The 18,332-nt window shown below is 62.1% G+C and carries 19 protein-coding genes and 1 tRNA gene; 11 read left to right on the top strand and 9 right to left on the bottom strand.

Translation table 11 applies throughout. The features are described from left to right. Position 1: 1 nt before the first annotated feature. The 6 genes from SB753_RS14640 to recA form a co-directional block, all read right to left on the bottom strand. Positions 2 to 712, bottom strand: a complete 711-nt coding sequence (locus SB753_RS14640) for a TerC family protein (protein ID WP_087752945.1) — start codon at positions 710 to 712, stop codon at positions 2 to 4. Between the two features lie 145 nt (positions 713 to 857). Continuing rightward, positions 858 to 1,739, bottom strand: coding sequence for a succinate--CoA ligase subunit alpha (gene sucD, locus SB753_RS14645; RefSeq protein ID WP_020069249.1), 882 nt, complete (start codon positions 1,737 to 1,739; stop codon positions 858 to 860). A gap of 126 nt (positions 1,740 to 1,865) precedes the next feature. Beyond that, positions 1,866 to 3,035, bottom strand: a complete 1,170-nt coding sequence (sucC, locus tag SB753_RS14650) for an ADP-forming succinate--CoA ligase subunit beta (protein ID WP_020069250.1) — start codon at positions 3,033 to 3,035, stop codon at positions 1,866 to 1,868. After that, positions 3,032 to 3,769, bottom strand: coding sequence for a DUF2889 domain-containing protein (locus tag SB753_RS14655; protein ID WP_410800495.1), 738 nt, complete (start codon positions 3,767 to 3,769; stop codon positions 3,032 to 3,034). The genes sucC and SB753_RS14655 overlap by 4 nt, the downstream gene beginning before the upstream one ends. 158 nt (positions 3,770 to 3,927) lie before the next feature. Beyond that, on the bottom strand, positions 3,928 to 4,686 hold the full coding sequence (gene recX, locus SB753_RS14660; protein ID WP_410800496.1) for a recombination regulator RecX: 759 nt from the start codon (positions 4,684 to 4,686) through the stop codon (positions 3,928 to 3,930). A gap of 7 nt (positions 4,687 to 4,693) precedes the next feature. After that, positions 4,694 to 5,770: a recombinase RecA gene (gene recA / locus SB753_RS14665; RefSeq protein ID WP_020069253.1), complete on the bottom strand. Its 1,077-nt coding sequence runs from the start codon at positions 5,768 to 5,770 to the stop codon at positions 4,694 to 4,696. Between the two features lie 236 nt (positions 5,771 to 6,006). Here recA and SB753_RS14670 point away from each other — a divergent pair, with 236 nt between their 5' ends. The 6 genes from SB753_RS14670 (at position 6,007) to SB753_RS14695 (ending at position 11,037) form a co-directional block, all read left to right on the top strand. Then, a complete protein-coding gene (locus tag SB753_RS14670) occupies positions 6,007 to 6,795 on the top strand; it encodes a response regulator transcription factor (RefSeq protein ID WP_310067507.1) in 789 nt (262 codons plus the stop codon). A 9-nt stretch (positions 6,796 to 6,804) separates the two neighbouring features. Next, positions 6,805 to 8,352, top strand: coding sequence for a sensor histidine kinase (locus tag SB753_RS14675; protein WP_020069255.1), 1,548 nt, complete (start codon positions 6,805 to 6,807; stop codon positions 8,350 to 8,352). Positions 8,353 to 8,570: 218 nt separating this feature from the next. Further along, positions 8,571 to 10,229, top strand: a complete 1,659-nt coding sequence (locus SB753_RS14680; protein ID WP_020069256.1) for an MFS transporter — start codon at positions 8,571 to 8,573, stop codon at positions 10,227 to 10,229. 85 nt (positions 10,230 to 10,314) lie between these two features. After that, positions 10,315 to 10,391, top strand: a tRNA-Met gene (locus tag SB753_RS14685). A 78-nt stretch (positions 10,392 to 10,469) separates the two neighbouring features. Next, positions 10,470 to 10,817 (top strand): hypothetical protein, encoded by a 348-nt coding sequence (locus SB753_RS14690; RefSeq protein WP_410800497.1) that lies wholly within the window; start codon positions 10,470 to 10,472, stop codon positions 10,815 to 10,817. A 1-nt stretch (position 10,818) separates the two neighbouring features. Beyond that, complete coding sequence (locus SB753_RS14695; protein ID WP_410800498.1) at positions 10,819 to 11,037, top strand: hypothetical protein; 219 nt, start codon at positions 10,819 to 10,821, stop codon at positions 11,035 to 11,037. 39 nt (positions 11,038 to 11,076) lie between these two features. Here the strand turns inward: SB753_RS14695 and SB753_RS14700 are convergent, their stop codons facing one another. Next, positions 11,077 to 11,754, bottom strand: a complete 678-nt coding sequence (locus SB753_RS14700) for a FadR/GntR family transcriptional regulator (protein ID WP_410800530.1) — start codon at positions 11,752 to 11,754, stop codon at positions 11,077 to 11,079. A gap of 124 nt (positions 11,755 to 11,878) precedes the next feature. Here SB753_RS14700 and dgoD point away from each other — a divergent pair, with 124 nt between their 5' ends. Then, positions 11,879 to 13,027 (top strand): galactonate dehydratase, encoded by a 1,149-nt coding sequence (dgoD, locus tag SB753_RS14705; RefSeq protein ID WP_410800499.1) that lies wholly within the window; start codon positions 11,879 to 11,881, stop codon positions 13,025 to 13,027. A 197-nt stretch (positions 13,028 to 13,224) separates the two neighbouring features. Then, positions 13,225 to 13,527 carry a hypothetical protein gene (locus SB753_RS14710; protein ID WP_410800500.1) on the top strand — a complete coding sequence of 101 codons (303 nt, stop codon included), beginning with the start codon at positions 13,225 to 13,227 and terminating at the stop codon, positions 13,525 to 13,527. Positions 13,528 to 13,683: 156 nt separating this feature from the next. On the opposite strand, the gene SB753_RS14715 is transcribed toward SB753_RS14710, so the two are convergent. Then, complete coding sequence (locus SB753_RS14715; protein ID WP_410800501.1) at positions 13,684 to 14,613, bottom strand: CopD family protein; 930 nt, start codon at positions 14,611 to 14,613, stop codon at positions 13,684 to 13,686. Further along, positions 14,610 to 14,987 carry a copper homeostasis periplasmic binding protein CopC gene (gene copC, locus SB753_RS14720; protein WP_410800502.1) on the bottom strand — a complete coding sequence of 126 codons (378 nt, stop codon included), beginning with the start codon at positions 14,985 to 14,987 and terminating at the stop codon, positions 14,610 to 14,612. The genes SB753_RS14715 and copC overlap by 4 nt, the downstream gene beginning before the upstream one ends. Positions 14,988 to 15,374: 387 nt before the next feature. Here copC and SB753_RS14725 point away from each other — a divergent pair, with 387 nt between their 5' ends. From SB753_RS14725 to trhA, 3 genes are all read left to right on the top strand, one after another. Further along, the gene (locus SB753_RS14725; RefSeq protein ID WP_033379637.1) at positions 15,375 to 16,106 is read left to right on the top strand and encodes a c-type cytochrome; all 732 of its coding nucleotides are present in this window, start codon (positions 15,375 to 15,377) and stop codon (positions 16,104 to 16,106) included. Positions 16,107 to 16,127: 21 nt separating this feature from the next. After that, positions 16,128 to 17,426, top strand: coding sequence for a c-type cytochrome (locus tag SB753_RS14730; protein ID WP_131320061.1), 1,299 nt, complete (start codon positions 16,128 to 16,130; stop codon positions 17,424 to 17,426). A 126-nt stretch (positions 17,427 to 17,552) separates the two neighbouring features. Further along, positions 17,553 to 18,173: a PAQR family membrane homeostasis protein TrhA gene (gene trhA, locus SB753_RS14735; RefSeq protein ID WP_020069265.1), complete on the top strand. Its 621-nt coding sequence runs from the start codon at positions 17,553 to 17,555 to the stop codon at positions 18,171 to 18,173. Positions 18,174 to 18,332: the final 159 nt, after the last annotated feature.

Genomic DNA, 18,332 nt, shown 5'->3' on the forward strand with positions numbered 1-18,332 from the left:
GCTAATGTTGAGCCGCCGCGCGATTCGCGTTGCGACGCTTGATCAGGTAGCCAAGGATCACGACGAACAGCGCACCGGCAATGCTCATCCCATATTCGGCTACCGGCGTATCGAGGACCGGCCAACGGTCGCCTGCCGGATCGTTGATGATGAGCCCGCCCGCAATCCACCCGAGCAACGCGGCGCCGAGCGTGATCACGATCGGGAAACGGTCCAGCAGCTTCAGCACCAACTGGCTGCCCCACACGATCAACGGAATGCTCACCACCAACCCGAAAATCACGAGCGCGAGGCGATGCTGCGGGTCGGCGGCCTCGGCCGCGCCCGCAATGGCGATCACGTTGTCGAGACTCATCACGGCATCCGCGACGATGATGGTCTTGATTGCCGAGATCAGCTTGTCAGCGGGCTTCACGTTCTCGTGCGCGTCGTGCGCCGGCGCCATCAGGCGAACGCCGATCCACAACAGCAACAGCCCCCCCGCGAACTTCAGCAACGGCACGTCGAGCAGCGCGACCGCGAACGCAATCAATACGACACGCAACAGGATGGCGCCCGCCGTGCCCCACAGCACGCCCTTCGTGCGCTGGGCTGGCGGCAGGTTGCGGCAGGCCAGCGCGATCACGACGGCGTTGTCGCCACCCAGTAGGATGTCGATGACGATGATCTGAATGACTGCGCCCCAATGGAGCGTGGCGAGGAACTCGAACATGAGCGAAAGAATAGAAGGGAACGGGAAGCGCGGCCAATAAAAAAGCGGAGGAGTGTTTAACTCCCCCGCTCTTGAAACCGCACGCTAACGAAAGGATCTCGTAAGCGTATCAAAAAAGGCGCTCTAACTGGGCGCCAGTTTCGATTTACAGCATGGCCTTCAGAAGACGCGCCATTTCCGACGGGTTCTTCGTGACCTTGATGCCGCATGCGTCCATGATTTCCAGCTTCGCTTCCGCCGTATCGGCACCGCCCGAGATCAGCGCGCCGGCGTGGCCCATGCGCTTGCCCGGAGGCGCCGTCACACCGGCGATGAAGCCGACCACCGGCTTCTTCATGTTGCCCTTGATCCACTCGGCCGCGTTCGCTTCGTCCGGACCGCCGATCTCGCCGATCATGATGACGGCGTCCGTTTCCGGATCGTCGTTGAACATCTTCATGACGTCGATGTGCTTCAGACCGTTGATCGGGTCGCCGCCGATACCGACTGCCGACGACTGACCGAGGCCGATCGCCGTCAACTGGCCAACTGCTTCATACGTCAGCGTGCCCGAACGCGACACGACGCCGATGCGGCCCTTGCGGTGGATGTGGCCCGGCATGATGCCGATCTTCAGCTCGTCCGGCGTGATCGTGCCGGGGCAGTTCGGTCCGAGCAGCAGCGTCTTGCGGTTTTCGCGACGCATGCGGTCCTTGATCTCGATCATGTCGCGCACGGGAATGCCTTCCGTGATACAGATTGCGAGATCCAGGTCGGCTTCGACTGCTTCCCAGATTGCGGCAGCAGCGCCCGCCGGCGGCACGTAAATCACCGACACGGTCGCGCCCGTTTCAGCCTTGGCTTCAGCGACGCTCGCGTAGATAGGAATGCCTTCGAAGTCTTCACCGGCACGCTTCGGGTTCACGCCGGCAACGTACGCTTCGCGGCCGTTTGCGTATTCACGGCAAGCACGCGTGTGGAACTGACCGGTTTTGCCGGTGATGCCCTGCGTGATGACCTTGGTGTCTTTGTTAATCAGAATCGACATGTATTGACCTCTGTTCGTTTGGCGTCGCGCGGGAGCGCCACTGGACGACACGTTCGCCGCCAGCGTCGCTCGCGCGATGCCATTCGTAATCCTGGTTAATCCTGGTAAACGCGCTGTGGACTAGGCTTACGCCTTGCCCGAAGCGGCCGCGACGACCTTCTGAGCCGCTTCTTCCATGCTGTCAGCCGCGATGATCGGCAGACCGGATTCAGCGAGCATCTTCTTGCCCAGATCTTCGTTCGTGCCCTTCATGCGGACCACGAGCGGCACCTTCAGCGACACGGCCTTCGACGCCGCGATCACGCCTTCCGCGATCACGTCGCAGCGCATGATGCCGCCGAAGATGTTGACCAGAATCGCGGTCAGGTTCGGGTTCTTCAGCATGATCTTGAACGCTTCCGTGACCTTCTCCGTCGTGGCGCCACCGCCCACGTCGAGGAAGTTCGCCGGTTCGCCGCCGAACAGCTTGATGGTGTCCATCGTTGCCATTGCGAGGCCCGCGCCGTTCACCAGACAGCCGATGTTGCCGTCGAGCGAGATGTACGCCAGATCGAACTTCGACGCTTCGACTTCAGCCGGATCTTCTTCGTCCAGATCGCGATACGCGACGATTTCCGGATGACGGAACAGGGCGTTCGAATCGAAGTTGAACTTTGCGTCGAGCGCGATGACCTTGCCGTCGCCCGTCAGGATCAGCGGGTTGATTTCGGCGAGCGATGCGTCGGTTTCCCAGAATGCCTTGTAGAGGCCCTGCAGGATCGCGCGCGCTTGCGGGATCGATGCGTCGGGCACGCCGATTTTCTTCGCGAGGTCGTCAGCTTCGGCGTCCTTCAGGCCCGTCGACGGATCGACCGCAACCTTGTGGATCAGCTCGGGCGTCTTTTCCGCGACTTCTTCGACGTCCATGCCGCCTTCGCTCGATGCCATCACGACGATCTTCTGCGAAACACGATCGATCACGAGGCCGACATACAGTTCCTTCTTGATGTCCGCGCCTTCTTCGATCAACAGGCGATTCACCTTCTGGCCTTCCGGACCAGTCTGGTGTGTGACGAGTTGCATGCCGAGGATCTGGTTCGAGTATTCGCGAACCTGTTCCAGCGACTTGGCAACCTTCACGCCGCCACCCTTGCCACGGCCACCCGCGTGGATCTGAGCCTTCACGACCCAAACCGGGCCGCCGAGCTCTTCCGCGGCCTTGACCGCATCATCCACCGAGAAGACCGGCTTGCCGCGCGGTACCGCGACGCCGAATTTCCGCAGGATTTCCTTACCCTGGTACTCGTGAATCTTCATGCGTGATTCCCTTCAGTCTGAGAGTTGGATTGAACTTCGTTTCCGCTACCGTCCAACATGCCGGGCGCATTGCCCCTGCCTTCTTGGCGGGCCGCCCCGTTGTCTGGCGATGCCGGGCGGTCAGCTGGGCGTGGCGCATAGCCATACCAGCGCGGGTAAAACTTCTGCACTGCCTCCCCGTCGAAACGCAGCGCCTGGCAGCGTCCCAACTGGAATGGCGGTTTGTCGTTTAAACGTTCGGCGGTACCGTCGGCCGACTCATTTTCTGAACTGACGCTCTCGCCTGCTGTCTTGTCACCGGTATCCCACACGTCGCCGGCGAACGCCTGGATAGCAGCGGTCGGCAGGATCGCGCACAACTCGGTGAGATGCGTGCAACCAGCCGTGCCGGCCAGCAAACGGGCAGCATCGCGACGGAAGTTGTGAAGGAGATTGAGCCCGATGAGGGCACGGTAGGCAGGATTGCTGGCTTGGCATAGCCCGGGATAGGGCACCCAGTCGGACGACGCCTCGGCGTCGACGACATTGAGCTTGCGATCGATGGTGATGCGAAGCCAGAGTTCATGGATCGGTTGACCATTGGGCCGGACGCCCGACGCAAGCGCCACATCGCGTGGCTTTTCGTCGGTCAAGCACGCTTCCACATCCCACAGGCCATCGGCTCGCTCAAAAGCTTCCGCTCTGATTGCGCGGCGATGGCGCAATTGACGGGGCACTGGCGAGGAAAGCGGCATGCGGAAAGGAAAGGCCGAATTGGAAAACGCGTGAATTTTAGCATACTGGGTATTTGAGACAGCCCCGAATGCGGCCTAACGGCCTGCAGGCCGCCCAGAGCCGGTTTCGTGCTCGACGACCCTGTGTGCGCGGTCGCGGACTACGCCCGAGCTTGCGCCTATTCACCGCTCCATTCTTCGTCGATGCCCTTGAGGATTTTGCCAATCGTGGCGCCCGAAAAACCGCGCGATGCGAGAAAACGCGCCTGCTTCGCGCGCTCGGCCGATGTCTGCGGAAGTTCGCCGAACTTCTTGCGCCACACCGCTTGGGCGCGCGCAAGCTCGGTTTCGCGCAATTGGGCGCTCGCCTCTTCGACTAGCGTTTGATCGACAGAATGCTGCTTCAATTCGCCGACGATCCGGCTCGTGCCCATTCGCGACGACCGGCGATGAATCAGACTTTCGGTGAAACGCGAATCGGACAGCCAGTTCTCGGCTTCTAGCGTATCAAGCAGCGTATCGAGCGAGTCGTTCTCTTCGACGAACGGCTTCAGCTTACAGGCAAGTTCGCTGCGACTATATTCGCGACGAGAAAGATAGCCGAGCGCGCGCCCCTTAAGCGAACGTGCGGGACGCTGGGATTTTTTCGCTTCGTTTTGCCCGGACTTCGCGTCGGCGGATGCTCGGCGTGAGTCACGTGAGCGGCTGTACGTGGGCTCGGTAGCCGTGGCATTTCCTGCAGTCTCGAATGGGTCCGCGAAATCTGCGGAATTTGGGCTAGCAGGCGGTTTTTGGAACTGGGCGCGCCGCGGGCCACGGCCCGCAGCGCGATCATGCGCGTCGAACGATTCGGACGGATCGAACGACTCGTTCTCGTCATTACGCGGGCCGCCCGCGTTGCGTCCGGTATCGGACAGTGGCCGGCCCTTGCGTATCACGTAATGGTTACTCTTCTTCGCCCGCGACTTCTGCGCCTGCGCCGGTCACCGCTTCAGCCATTGCATTCACGCCGAGCGATTCGCGGATACGGTTCTCGATTTCACGAGCGATGTCCGGATTCTCGCGCAGGAATTCGCGCGCGTTGTCCTTACCCTGGCCGATACGCTCACCGTTATAGCTGTACCACGCGCCGGCCTTGTCGACGATCTTGGCTTGCACGCCCAAGTCGATGACCTCGCCCTGACGCGAAATACCCTCGCCATACAGGATGTCGAAAATCGCCTCGCGGAACGGTGGGGACACCTTGTTCTTGACCACCTTCACGCGCGTTTCGTTGCCGATCACTTCGTCGTTCTTCTTGATCGAACCAATGCGGCGAATATCCAGACGCACCGACGCGTAAAACTTCAGCGCGTTACCACCCGTAGTGGTTTCCGGGTTGCCGAACATCACGCCGATCTTCATGCGGATCTGGTTGATGAAGATCACGAGGCAGTTCGTGCGCTTGATCGTGCCGGTGAGTTTGCGCAGCGCCTGCGACATCAGACGCGCTTGCAGACCCGGCAGCGAATCGCCCATTTCGCCTTCGATTTCAGCCTTCGGCACGAGCGCCGCGACCGAGTCGATCACGATCATGTCGATCGAGCCCGAACGCACCAGTGCATCGGCAATTTCCAGCGCCTGTTCACCCGTGTCCGGTTGCGAAACCAGCAGGTCGTTCACGTTCACGCCGAGCTTGCCCGCGTACTGGATATCCAGCGCGTGTTCCGCGTCGATAAACGCTGCCGTGCCGCCCAGCTTTTGCATTTCAGCAATAACTTGCAGCGTCAACGTGGTTTTACCCGACGACTCCGGACCGTAAATTTCAACCACGCGGCCACGCGGCAAACCGCCGACGCCAAGTGCGATGTCGAGGCCGAGCGATCCCGTTGAAACGACCTGGATGTCTTCGACTACCTCACCTGCGCCGAGCCGCATGACCGACCCTTTGCCGAACTGCTTTTCGATCTGCGCGAGGGCGGCAGCGAGTGCCTTGCTCTTTTCAGCAGTCAGTCCAGCCGAGCCTTTCTTGCTTTCTTCCATGAATCGTCCTTTGCTATGATGAACGGCGTCTGAGGCAGATGTGCGGCCCACCTTTTGAAGGACAGCACACGAAACCCAGACACTGTATAAAAAAACAGTGGTTTTGGCAAGCGCGATTCTCGTGCGAACGCGCATGTTTACCGCCGCGCTGCCCAAACCACCCACAATAATTTTCGGAGACCGCTGTGCGCCGCGGGGACACCCGAGGTGCCGGCCAAGCCTTGAGCTGGCGCACCATGCGAATTCTGATTGCCGAAGACGACAGCATACTCGCGGACGGTCTGGTTCGATCACTCCGCCAATCGGCCTATGCTGTCGATCACGTGAAGAGCGGCGTGGAAGCCGACACCGCGCTGTCCATGCAAAGTTTCGACCTGCTGATTCTCGATCTCGGCCTGCCGCGCATGTCCGGACTCGAGGTGCTACGCCGCCTGCGCGCCCGAAACTCCAATCTGCCCGTACTGATCCTGACCGCTGCGGACAGCGTCGACGAACGGGTCAAAGGCCTCGATCTCGGCGCCGACGACTACATGGCCAAGCCGTTCGCGCTCAACGAACTCGAAGCGCGGGTGCGCGCGCTGACGCGGCGCGGTGCGGGCGGCGGCCCGACGGTCGTGCGGCACGGTTCGCTGTCGTTCGACCAGGTGGGCCGGATCGCCTATATCAACGAGCAGGTGATCGAGCTTTCGGCGCGCGAGCTCGGACTGCTCGAAGTACTGCTGCAGCGAATCGGGCGTCTGGTTTCGAAGGAGCAACTCGTCGATCATCTGTGCGAATGGGGCGAGGAAGTCAGCAACAACGCGATCGAGGTATACGTGCACCGGCTGCGCAAGAAAATCGAGCCGAGCGGCGTGCGCATCATTACCGTGCGCGGGCTCGGGTACTGTCTCGAGAAGGCGGTCGCGCCGGCAAACCCCAATCCGAATGCCGCCGCGTCCGCGCCCGCCGAGCCCGAACCCGAGCCGCCTTCTTCGCCTTCGTCGCCGCAGTCAGACGGGATGCCGGCGAGCCACCACTATAAATAGAGCACACCCATGTCCGCACGCGCCGATCGCGCGACGGCCCGCGCGGCGGATCTCGACGAGGCGCGCGACGAGCGCTACGCCAATCCGTTCGCTCCGCCCGACGAAACCGAAGCCGCCGCCGAGGCCCGCCCGCGCTCGCTGTTCGGCGAAATTCTCGACTGGATGCTCGCGCCGCTGTTGCTGTTGTGGCCGATGAGTCTCGCGGTGACGTATCTGGTCGCCAAGTCGATCGCGAACGGACCGTTCGACCGCGCGCTCGAAACCGACGCCTATGTGCTCGCGCGCCAGATCCACCCAGTCAACGGCGTGGCCGAACTGACGCTGCCCGACTCCACACGCGACTTTTTACGCACGGACAACGTCGACAGTGTTTTCTATCAGGTGCTCGGCACGCGAGGCGAACTGGTGGCCGGCGAGCGCGACATGCCGCTGCCGCACGAAGAAGACCGGCCGCAACCGGGGCTCGTCGCATTTCGCGACGACATGCTGCGCGGCAACGACATCCGCGTGGCCTATACGACGGTCGAGTTTCCGCAGACGCCCGGCGCGGAGCCCGTGCTCGTGCAGGTCGCCGAGACGCTCGACAAACGCAGTCAGCTTGCCAACGACATCATCAAAGGCGTGATCCTGCCGCAGTTCGTGATCCTGCCGCTCGCCATCCTGCTCGTGTGGTTCGGCCTGTCGCGTGGTCTCGCGCCGCTGCACGCATTGCAGGCGCATATCCGCGCGCGGCGCCCCGACGACCTGTCGCCGCTGGAAGCGCGTCGCGCGCCTCCGGAAATCGAGCCGCTCGTCACGTCGTTCAACGATCTGCTGACGCGCCTCGAACAGAACATGGAATTGCAAAAGCGCTTTATCGCCGACGCCGCGCATCAGATGAAGACGCCGCTTGCCGGCCTGCGGACCCAGGCGGAGCTGGCGTTGCGGCAGGACGCGTCGGCGGAAGTGCATCGCTCGCTCGAGCAGATCGCGACGAGTTCGGAACACGCGGCCCGCCTCGTCACGCAGTTGCTGGCGCTCGCTCGCGCGGAGAACCGCATGTCCGGACAGATTTTTACGCCGGTGGAAGTGACAGAAGTGGCCCGCAACGCCGTGCGCGACTGGGTGCAGGCAGCGTTCGCCAAACAGATGGATCTCGGCTACGAAGCGCCGGACGAGCCCGTCGAAGTCGAAGGCAATCCCGTCATGCTGCGCGAAATGTTGTCGAATCTCATCGACAACGCCATTCGTTACACGCCGGCGGGCGGCCGCATCACGGTCAGGGTGCGGCACGAGAAAGCCGCGCGGCTCGTGCATCTGGAGGTGGAAGATACAGGCCTCGGCATTCCCGTGGCCGAACGGTCGCGAGTGATCGAGCGGTTCTACCGGATTCTCGGCCGTGAGGGCGACGGCAGTGGCCTCGGGCTTGCGATCGTTCGCGAGATTGCGACGATGCACGGCGGCGAGCTGACTATCGACGACAACGTCTATCAAAACTCCCCGCGGCTCGCGGGCACGCTCGTACGTGTCAGTTTGCATGTGCTGGAACGGGGCAGGACTTACCCTAACGCGAACTGACCGCGACGGGCGCCAGATAGCGAGATGGGCGGCGTTCTTGCAACACTACGCGACATTGCATGCAAGTTGACGGATTTTCTCGACATTCCGCCGGCGTGTCGAAAGCTGCGGCAGTAGCCGTTCATGTCAGAAGGCCGTAAGTTTTCACTCCAATAATCGGTTGCACGGGAACGCCGCGGGCCGGCGCACCGCGTGCATATCAATATTGGAGACGACATATGGCTACCGTTGGCGGACACATTTCGCCCGTGCCCATGACGCGCGATGAGAAGCGGGTGATCTTCGCATCGTCGCTAGGTACGGTTTTCGAGTGGTACGACTTCTATCTGGCCGGTTCGCTCGCGGCCTTCATCAGCAAGAGCTTTTTCTCCGGCGTCAATCCGACTGCGGGCTTCATCTTCACGCTGCTCAGTTTCGCCGCGGGCTTCGCAGTCCGGCCGTTCGGCGCGGTGGTGTTCGGACGCCTCGGCGATATGGTCGGCCGCAAGTACACGTTCCTTGTCACCATCGTGATCATGGGTCTGTCGACCTTCCTGGTCGGCTTCCTGCCCGGCTACGCGGCGATCGGCATTGCTTCGCCGGTGATTTTCATCGCGATGCGCATGCTGCAAGGCCTCGCACTCGGCGGCGAATATGGCGGCGCTGCGACGTATGTGGCCGAACACGCGCCGCCGGGACGTCGCGGCTTCTACACCGCGTGGATCCAGACGACTGCCACGCTCGGCCTGTTCCTCTCGCTGCTGGTCATTCTCGGCGTGCGCACGGCAATGGGCGAAGACGCGTTCGGCGCATGGGGCTGGCGGATTCCGTTCATTGCGTCGATCCTCCTGCTCGGTGTTTCGGTGTGGATCCGCCTGCAACTGCACGAATCGCCGGTGTTCGAGCGCATCAAGGCCGAAGGCAAGACGTCGAAGGCGCCGCTTTCCGAGGCTTTCGGCCAGTGGAAGAACCTGAAGGTCGTGATTCTCGCGCTGATCGGGCTGACGGCCGGCCAGGCCGTGGTCTGGTACACGGGCCAGTTCTACACGCTGTTCTTCCTGACGCAGACGCTGAAGGTGGACGGCGCGACGGCCAACATCATGATCGCCATTGCGCTTCTGATCGGCACGCCCTTCTTCCTGTTCTTCGGCTCGCTGTCGGACCGGATCGGCCGCAAGCCGATCATCATGGCCGGCCTGCTGATCGCCGCACTCACGTACTTCCCGCTGTTCAAGGCGCTGACGCACTATGTCAACCCGGCGCTTGAAACGGCCACGGCGAAGGCGCCGATCGTTGTAATCGCGAACCCGGACGAATGCTCGTTCCAGTTCAATCCGGTCGGCACGTCGAAGTTCACGAGTTCGTGCGACATCGCGAAGAGCGCGCTTTCGAAGTCGGGCTTGAACTACGAAAACGTCGCCGCTCCGGTGGGCACGCTTGCGCAGATCAAGGTCGGCGATACGGTGGTCTCCACCTATGACGGCAAAGCCGCCGACGCCAAAGATCAGGGCAAGGTGTTCGACAAGTCGCTTTCGACGACGCTGAAGTCCGCCGGCTATCCGCCGAAGGCCGATTCTTCGCAGATCAACTGGCCGATGAGTGTGGTGATTCTGACGATCCTCGTGATCTACGTGACGATGGTCTACGGACCAATTGCGGCGATGCTGGTCGAAATGTTCCCCACGCGAATCCGCTATACGTCGATGTCGCTTCCGTATCACATCGGCAACGGCTGGTTCGGCGGCTTCCTGCCCGCCACGGCGTTTGCGATCGTCGCGGCGAAGGGCAATATCTACTCGGGCTTGTGGTATCCGATCGTGATCGCGCTCATTACCTTCGTGATCGGCATGTTGTTTGTCCGTGAAACCAAAGACTCGGACATCTACGCGAAGGATTGAGGCGCCCTGCCCGGGCGGCAACTGAAAAAGTTGGGCGCCGGGGGTTGACAGCCCTCGGTGCTATCCTCATAATCTCGCTTCTTTCGGCGAATTAGCTCAGTTGGTTAGAGCGACGGAATCATAATCCGCAGGTCCGGGGTTCGAGTCCCTGATTCGCCACCAGTTGCAAGAAAAAGCCGCTGATCCGCAAGGTTCAGCGGCTTTTTTGTTTTACACCCGCAACTTCAAGGAGGTTTCTTGATGACGTTCCGCACCGCCGCGCGCGCCGTGGCTGCCGTATCGATCGCGCTTCTCGGCGCCGCTTCCGCAACTGCCGTTCTGGCGCAATCGACCGACAATCAGTGGCGAGCAAGTCAGACCACGTTGTCGACACTCCTGCAAAACGGCTACAAGATCGTCGCCGTCGTCAATACGGCTCGCGGCGCGGGCGGTTCCGCCGACACCATTTTCGTGCAGCGCGATCAAAGCGCTTTCAAGTGCATCGATCCACAAGCGCCGGAAGCTGGTAAGGAAGCGGGCAAAAACGCGCCGGGCTGCTATGAACTTGCGCCGCCGTCGGGCACGGCTACAGGCTCCGAGGCGAAATAGCATGCGACCGGAAGCGGCTGCGCCAGTTGCGTCGTTGACACCGGCGCTGGCGGTCACTTCGACGCCGTTCAACCCCGCCGTTCCAGTCGAAAATTCGCCAGCGGCTGGAACCGCGTCGCTGGCGTCAATAGTCGCTTATCTGAACGACCTCACGCTGACATTCGTCGCCGCGACGCTGCCGGTCATTCCGTCACTACTGACACTCCGCCAGACGCATTAGACGCAAGACGCGCAGGCGGCACATGCGGCGATGAACCGGTCACGCCTCGATGCGGGCGCGCGTCACGCTGAGCAGGCGCGCCATTGCGTCGCGCGCGGCGTGCGCGTCGCGGTCGCGAATCGCCTCGAACACCGCCGTATGTTCGGCGAGCGAAGCGTTGAAGACGTCCGCACGTTTCGCATTCAGCCGAAGCTGTGCCTCGAGCGTGCGCTCGATCAGCGTGCCGAGCGGTATCAGCAGTTCATTGCTGCACGCAATCAACACGCTCAGGTGAAATTGCAGATCGGCCCGCACCCATTCATCGACGTTACGCGCACCGGCCATCGCGGCGTGAGCGGCCGCGAGTGCGCCGAATGTCTCGTCGGAATGTGAAGCGGCCGCGAGACCCGCGGCATACGGCTCGATCATCTCTCGCATTTCCTGCAGCTTGAGCGCGAACTGCATCGGCTCGGCGACGCGTGAATACCAGTCGAGCACGTCGACATCGAGCAGATTCCACGCGTGCCGTGGCCGCACCCGCGTGCCTACGCGCGGGCGCGATTCGATCAACCCTTTCGACGTCAGCGTGCGCAGCGCCTCGCGCAACACCGTGCGGCTCACGCCAAACGCGTCCATTAGCTCCGCCTCACGCGGCAGAATCGAATCGGGCGCGTAATCGCCGCGCAGTATCGCAGTGGCCAGCCTGTGGGCGACGCGCCCATGCAGATCGTGCTGAATAGGTTCCTCCTTGCGGCGAGGCCGCTCAACATGTGGCGAATAGTACTATTAATAGTACTGTAGCGGCCTTTTGTTGTAGCATGAAGATCCTCGAAAATTTGGCATGCGATCGGAGACGCACACTATGAAAATCACCAAGCTCGAAACTTTCATCGTTCCACCTCGCTGGTGCTTCCTGAAGATCGAGACCGACGAAGGCATCGTCGGCTGGGGCGAGCCGGTGGTCGAGGGCCGCGCGCATACGGTCGCAGCAGCGGTCGAGGAGTTGTCGGACTATCTGGTCGGCAAAGACCCGCTTCTGGTCGAAGACCACTGGCAGGTCATGTATCGCGCAGGGTTCTATCGCGGCGGTCCGATTACGATGAGCGCGATTGCCGGCGTCGACCAGGCACTGTGGGACATCAAGGGCAAGCATCACGGCGTGCCGGTGCACGCGCTGCTCGGCGGCCAGGTGCGTGACCGGATCAAGGTGTATTCGTGGATCGGCGGCGACCGTCCGAGCGACGTCGCGAACAACGCGCGCGCCGTGGTTGAACGCGGCTTCAAGGCCGTCAAGATGAACGGCTCAGAAGAGCTGCAGATCATCGATACCTTCGACAAGGTGCAAGGCGTCATCAACAACGTTGCGGCCGTGCGCGAGGCGGTAGGGCCGAACATCGGCATCGGCGTGGACTTTCATGGCCGCGTGCATAAGCCCATGGCCAAGGTGCTGGCGAAAGAACTCGACCCGTACAAGCTGCTTTTCATCGAAGAGCCGGTGCTTTCGGAAAACGCAGAAGCGTTGCGTGACATCGTCAATCAGACGAACACGCCGATTGCACTCGGCGAGCGTCTCTATTCGCGCTGGGACTTCAAGCACATTCTGTCCGGTGGCTACGTCGACATCATCCAGCCGGACGCGTCGCACGCGGGCGGGATCACCGAGTGCCGCAAGATCGCGTCGATGGCCGAAGCCTACGACGTCGCGCTCGCGCTGCACTGTCCGCTCGGCCCGATTGCACTGGCAACCTGTCTGCAGATCGACGCCGTGAGCTACAACGCGTTCATCCAGGAACAAAGCCTCGGGATTCACTACAACCAGGGCAATGACCTGCTCGACTACATCAAGAACCCGGAAGTCTTCAAATACGAAGACGGCTTCGTGTCGATTCCGCAAGGTCCGGGCCTCGGAATCGAAGTGAACGAGGAGAAAGTACGCGAGATGGCGAAGGTCGGCCACCGCTGGCGCAATCCGGTCTGGCGTCACGCGGACGGCAGCGTCGCCGAGTGGTAATCGCTTCACTCGCTTGCTGACTGACGCCGCCTGCGGGCGGCGTTCTCTTTTGGGCGCCGTGACCGATCACAGCGCTGAGACTTGCGTCGCCCCGGCCTTGCCCGAAAGGCTTGTTCGCCCTTTGTTCGCCATCAGACAGATGCATGGCCTGCTCCTTGCTGAAATGCGTCCGAACAACGAATGCATCGGGGAGTCTCATGGGCGAATTCATTCCGGATTATCTGCTGCGCGAGCAGGCGGCCGTCGGCGCGCTGGTGCTATTCGGCGTGCTTCGCGTGATCGGCGCGGCCGTTGCGTATGAACGCGGCTGGCGCATCGCGGCGATTGAAAAATGGGTTGTCGTCGCCGCCGTCGTGTATTGCGTCCCTCAGCTTTTCGATCTGCTCATGCATGTCTACGGCGCCCATGCGGCAGCAGCCGAACTCGAAGGCAAAGTAGCTGGCTGCGCAATCGCGCTATTTTGTGCGCCGATTCTCGGGCACCGGCTGGGTCTGGAATGAATTGGTCGATCGGTCGAATACTCGACACGCGGTTGTTCACTCGAGTTGGTGATTGCGCCGCACGTTGAAACCGTGCGGCGCATTCTTACGCGGATGCACTGACGCCTACTGGCAATACGGCCCACGCCGTGGCGCCGGTGATCTCGCGTATAGAACTCAGTTCACCATCGCGAACGCCGGCACGCTATGCGACAGCGCCGCGGCAGCGACGAGAACGCCGATCATGGCAAGCGCTTCCAGATAAAGCACGTTGGTGAACGTATGGGCGTCCATCGTCGATGCAGTACGGCGCAGACGCGGAAGCGCAAGGAAGCGGTTGAGGCCGCCGAGCACAAGTGCGAGAGCGACAAGCGAAAGCTTGAGGATCAAAACGTGGCCCCATGTGCTCGACCCGATCGCCTCGAATGAGCCACCGGAGCCACGCACCGCGTTGAAGACGCCTGAGAGCAGCACGAATCCCACCGCGACCACGGACACGTTCGACACCTGCGTCGCTGTGCGGATCAATATGCCGCGAGCGGTCGACAAGCCGAGCGCCGGCAACACCGCCAATCCGGCTGTAATCGCGAGGCCGGCCCACACGCTGGTCACGAGCACATGAAGCGTTTGCATTGCGATGGCCGCGGATGCCGGGCCCGCGTCCACCGCGTGCCCGAGCGACGCCTTGCCTGCGGCGATCGCGATCACCGCGAGCCACAGCAGCGCGTTGCGCAGCATGCCGCTATGAGCCGTCATTGCCGTGCCCAGCAACACCAGTGCGCCCGCGAACGCAATGCTCCAGCCGTAGCCGACATGCGTTTGGGTGAGCACCGTCGGCACGAAGGCAAATGCGGCGGGAAGCGCAACGCCACTCATCGACGCCGCCTGATACAACAGCCAGCCGAGGTCCGCGAGCACCAGGACGACGCTCGCCGTCAGCATTGAACGTTGCGCGCGCAACCAGGCGGCACGCCCTGGCGCGATCTTCGCCTTGGCGTCGTTCGCGAGCCACGCGCCGAGCAATGCCGAACCGACGGCAAACGCAAACGCGACATTCATGAGCGCGGCCATGGCGACCTGCCCGATCCACAATCCGTCGACGCTCATTTGACGATGAACGCAAAGTCGCCTTGCGTGCGATGACCGTCGGTTGCCACGGCGGTCCAGTGCACCGCGTAGCGTCCCGCGCCCAACTGCGGCAGCGGCAGATGCATGACACGCGCGTCGTGCTTGTCGACTTGCGACGCAGCGGGCGCGGCTGCCTTGCCGTTCGTGTCGTTCAGCGCGATTTTGCTGAAGGCCGGCTCGAGCGGCTCGCTGAAGTGCAGGGTGACCTCTGCAGGTGTCGCGACTTCGGCGTTGGCTGCGGGTTCGCTGGAAACGAGATGCGCATGTGCGAATGCCGAGGACGTCATAACGAGCGCCGCGGCGCCGAGCGCGGACGAAAACCACGCCGGTCTGAAAAAATTGATTAGCTTCATGTAAGGCCGATAGCGGATGAACGGGAAAACGGCGGGCGCCTGCCGGACCGGTTGAACCGGGTCCCTGGCCGCGGACAGATCTCGTCCGCGATTCGGCGCCCGGAAGTGTACGCTTCGATGGCATGCACGCGGGTCGGTTCAACATCGAGCGGACAAAAGTTCGCCGGGTACAGGGATTGCAACGGTGCACGACGCAGCGAAGTCTGAAAGTCGCGGCGGTTCGGTATGGCGATACGCGTCAAACTGTCGCACGCCTGTGACGGCCGCAAGCTTGTCGAATGTGGCAAATAGTCATCATCACCCTTCGATGATAGAATGCTGCGTCGCCGCAGCGCCGGCTGCCCTTCACACCGAGCCGCTCGAAGTTCGGTCAGGTCCCCGATTTTGATGGAGTTACGCGTGTCTTCAAGACGCATTTTCCGCCCGTTGCTTGCCCTTCTGCTGATCGGCTCCGCGGGTGTCTATAGCGCTGCGAAAGCGCAGACTCAACCGAAGGCCCCCGATACTATGGAAGCGCGCGTGCAAGGTTGCACGGCCTGCCACGGCACGCACGGTCAAGGTACTGACAACGACTACTTCCCGCGTCTCGCGGGCAAGCCGGCCGACTATCTGTACAACCAGTTGCAGAATTTCCGCGAAGGGCGCCGTAAGTACCCGCCCATGAATTACCTCGTCACGTATCTTTCCGACGACTACCTGCATCAGATCGCCACGTACTTCTCGAAACAACGTCCGCCCTATCCGCAGCCGGCCAAGCCGACGGTGTCGTCGACCACGCTCGCTCGCGGCCAGCAGATCGTGCTGAACGGCGACGCGTCGAAGCAGATTCCGGCTTGCGCCGCCTGCCACGGCAAGGGTCTGACCGGTATGGAGCCGGCAATCCCGGGCCTCGTCGGTCTGCACTCCGACTACATCAGCGCGCAGCTCGGCGCATGGCGTTCGGGCACGCGCCACGCAATCGCACCGGATTGCATGCACACCATCGCCACGCGTCTCACAGACGAAGACGTGAACGCGGTCGCTGCCTGGCTTTCCACGCAACAGGCCCCACAAAACCCCGTGCCGGCTCCGGCCCGCTCGATGAAGACTCCGCTTGCCTGCGGCAGCGAACCGCAATAAGGCACCGGGAGAGACACTCAAATGAAACGCAAGTCTTTGTTCGCCCTCTCGGCAGTTGTCGTTGTTGCGGCTGCTGCACTCGTTCCCGTCCTGTGGTCGGGCGGCGACAATCTGCATAACGGCTCGGCCGTGGCGGCAACGCCCGCCGACCAGGCTGCGCTCGTGAAGAAGGGCGAATACCTCGCCCGCGCCGGCGACTGTATCGCCTGCCACACGGTCCGCGGCGGCAAGCAGTTCGCCGGCGGCCTGCCCATGGCCACGCCGTTCGGCACGATGTTCACGCCGAACATCACGCCTGACGATCAGTACGGTATCGGCAAGTGGACGCAGGACGACTTCTACCGCGCCATGCACACCGGTCGCTCGAAAGACGGCAGCCTGCTCTATCCGGGCTTCCCGTTCACGAGCTACACGAAGGTCACGCGCGCCGACTCGGATGCGATTTACGCGTATCTGCGCTCGGTCACGCCGGTCAACGTCCCGAGCCGCCCGCACGAACTGAAGTTCCCGTTCAACCAGCGCAACATGCTGATCGGCTGGCGCACGCTTTTCTTCCGTGAAGGCGAGTACAAGGCGGACCCGACCAAGTCTGTCGAGTGGAACCGCGGCGCGTACCTGATCGAAGGCCTCGGCCATTGCGGCATGTGCCACACGTCGATCAACGCAATGGGCGGCCCGGTCAGCTCGGCGGCTTTTGCTGGTGGCCTGATCCCGCTGCAGAACTGGTACGCACCGTCGCTCACTTCGAACAAGGAAGCAGGCCTCGGCGACTGGGAAACGAAAGACATCGCCGATCTGCTGAAAACGGGTGTATCGAACCGCGGTGCGGTCTTCGGCCCGATGGCCGAAGTGGTTCACAACAGCCTGCAGTACATGACCGATGCCGACATCAACGCAATGGCCACGTACCTGAAGACGATTCCGCAGAAGAGCGAAGCACCGGAACCGCTGCAACTGGAAACGTCCGAAAAGTTCGGCGGCGAACTGTTGAAGCAAGGTCAGAAGATCTACGCTGACAACTGCGCGAAGTGCCACGCGGACAACGGCCTCGGCCAGCCGCCGGCCTTCCCGCCGCTCGCGAACAACCAGTCGATCCAGATGCCGTCGGCGGTCAACCCGATCCGCATGGTGCTGAACGGCGGTTATCCTCCGAGCACGGACGCGAATCCGCATCCGTACGGCATGCCGCCGTTCGCGCAATCGCTGTCGAATCAGGAAGTAGCCGCTGTCGTCACGTATATCCGTATGTCGTGGGGCAACCACGGCACGGCCGTGTCGCCGCAGCAAGTGTCGGATCTGCGTTCGGCGCCGCTCGACTAAGCAGCGTTCGATGCACCAGGGGCGCGGCCTGCGAAATTCGCGGCCGCGCCCTTCGTTTTTTGAGGACCGGTATCATGAGGCTTCGGCAACACATGCCTCAATGAAACCGTGCAGGAGGAAAGACCCGTGCATGTCGGTGAGCGTTTCAACAGCATTACCCACCTCGTCGGCGCCGTGCTGTCGGTGGCGGGGCTGGCTACGCTCGTGACGATGGGTGCGGTAGAGGGCGACGCATACAAGGTGGTCAGCTTCAGCGTGTACGGTGCGATGCTGTTCGTGCTGTATGCTATCTCGACGCTTTACCACAGCGTGCGCAGTCCCCGTATCAAGGCAGTGCTGCAGAAATGCGACCATTCGGCGATCTATCTGCTGATCGCCGGAAGCTACACTCCGTTCACGCTTGTCACGTTGCGCGGGCCGTGGGGATGGTCGCTGTTCGGCGTAAGCTGGGGGCTTGCTGCTCTCGGCATCGTGCAGGAACTGACGCTCGGGCGACGCACCCGCAGCGTTTCGATGGTGCTGTATGTCCTGATGGGATGGCTCGCGCTCGTTGCCGTCCGCCCGCTGGTTCAAGCATTACCGGCTGCGGGCACTGCCTGGCTCGTGGCCGGCGGAGTCATCTACAGCGCCGGCATCTACTTCTTCATCAACGACGAGCGCATCCGGCACGGACATGGTATCTGGCACCTGTTCGTACTGGCGGGCAGTCTGTGTCAATTCGTCAGCGTTGCGCGCTATGTCGCGTAACGTCCACGGCGGCGAAATGCAACTTAAGGCCAGTCAACGTGTCTGCATAGCGCGTTGAAGCATTCGGCACGCATCCGAGCGTGCCGCCGATTTCTCTGCGAACGGAACTGGGCTTCGGCCTTGATCTCGATCACGCCATGCGGCGTGTTCATGCCGCAT

The organism is Paraburkholderia sp. SIMBA_053 (genome assembly GCF_046534895.1).
GTDB classification, from domain to species: domain Bacteria; phylum Pseudomonadota; class Gammaproteobacteria; order Burkholderiales; family Burkholderiaceae; genus Paraburkholderia; species Paraburkholderia caledonica.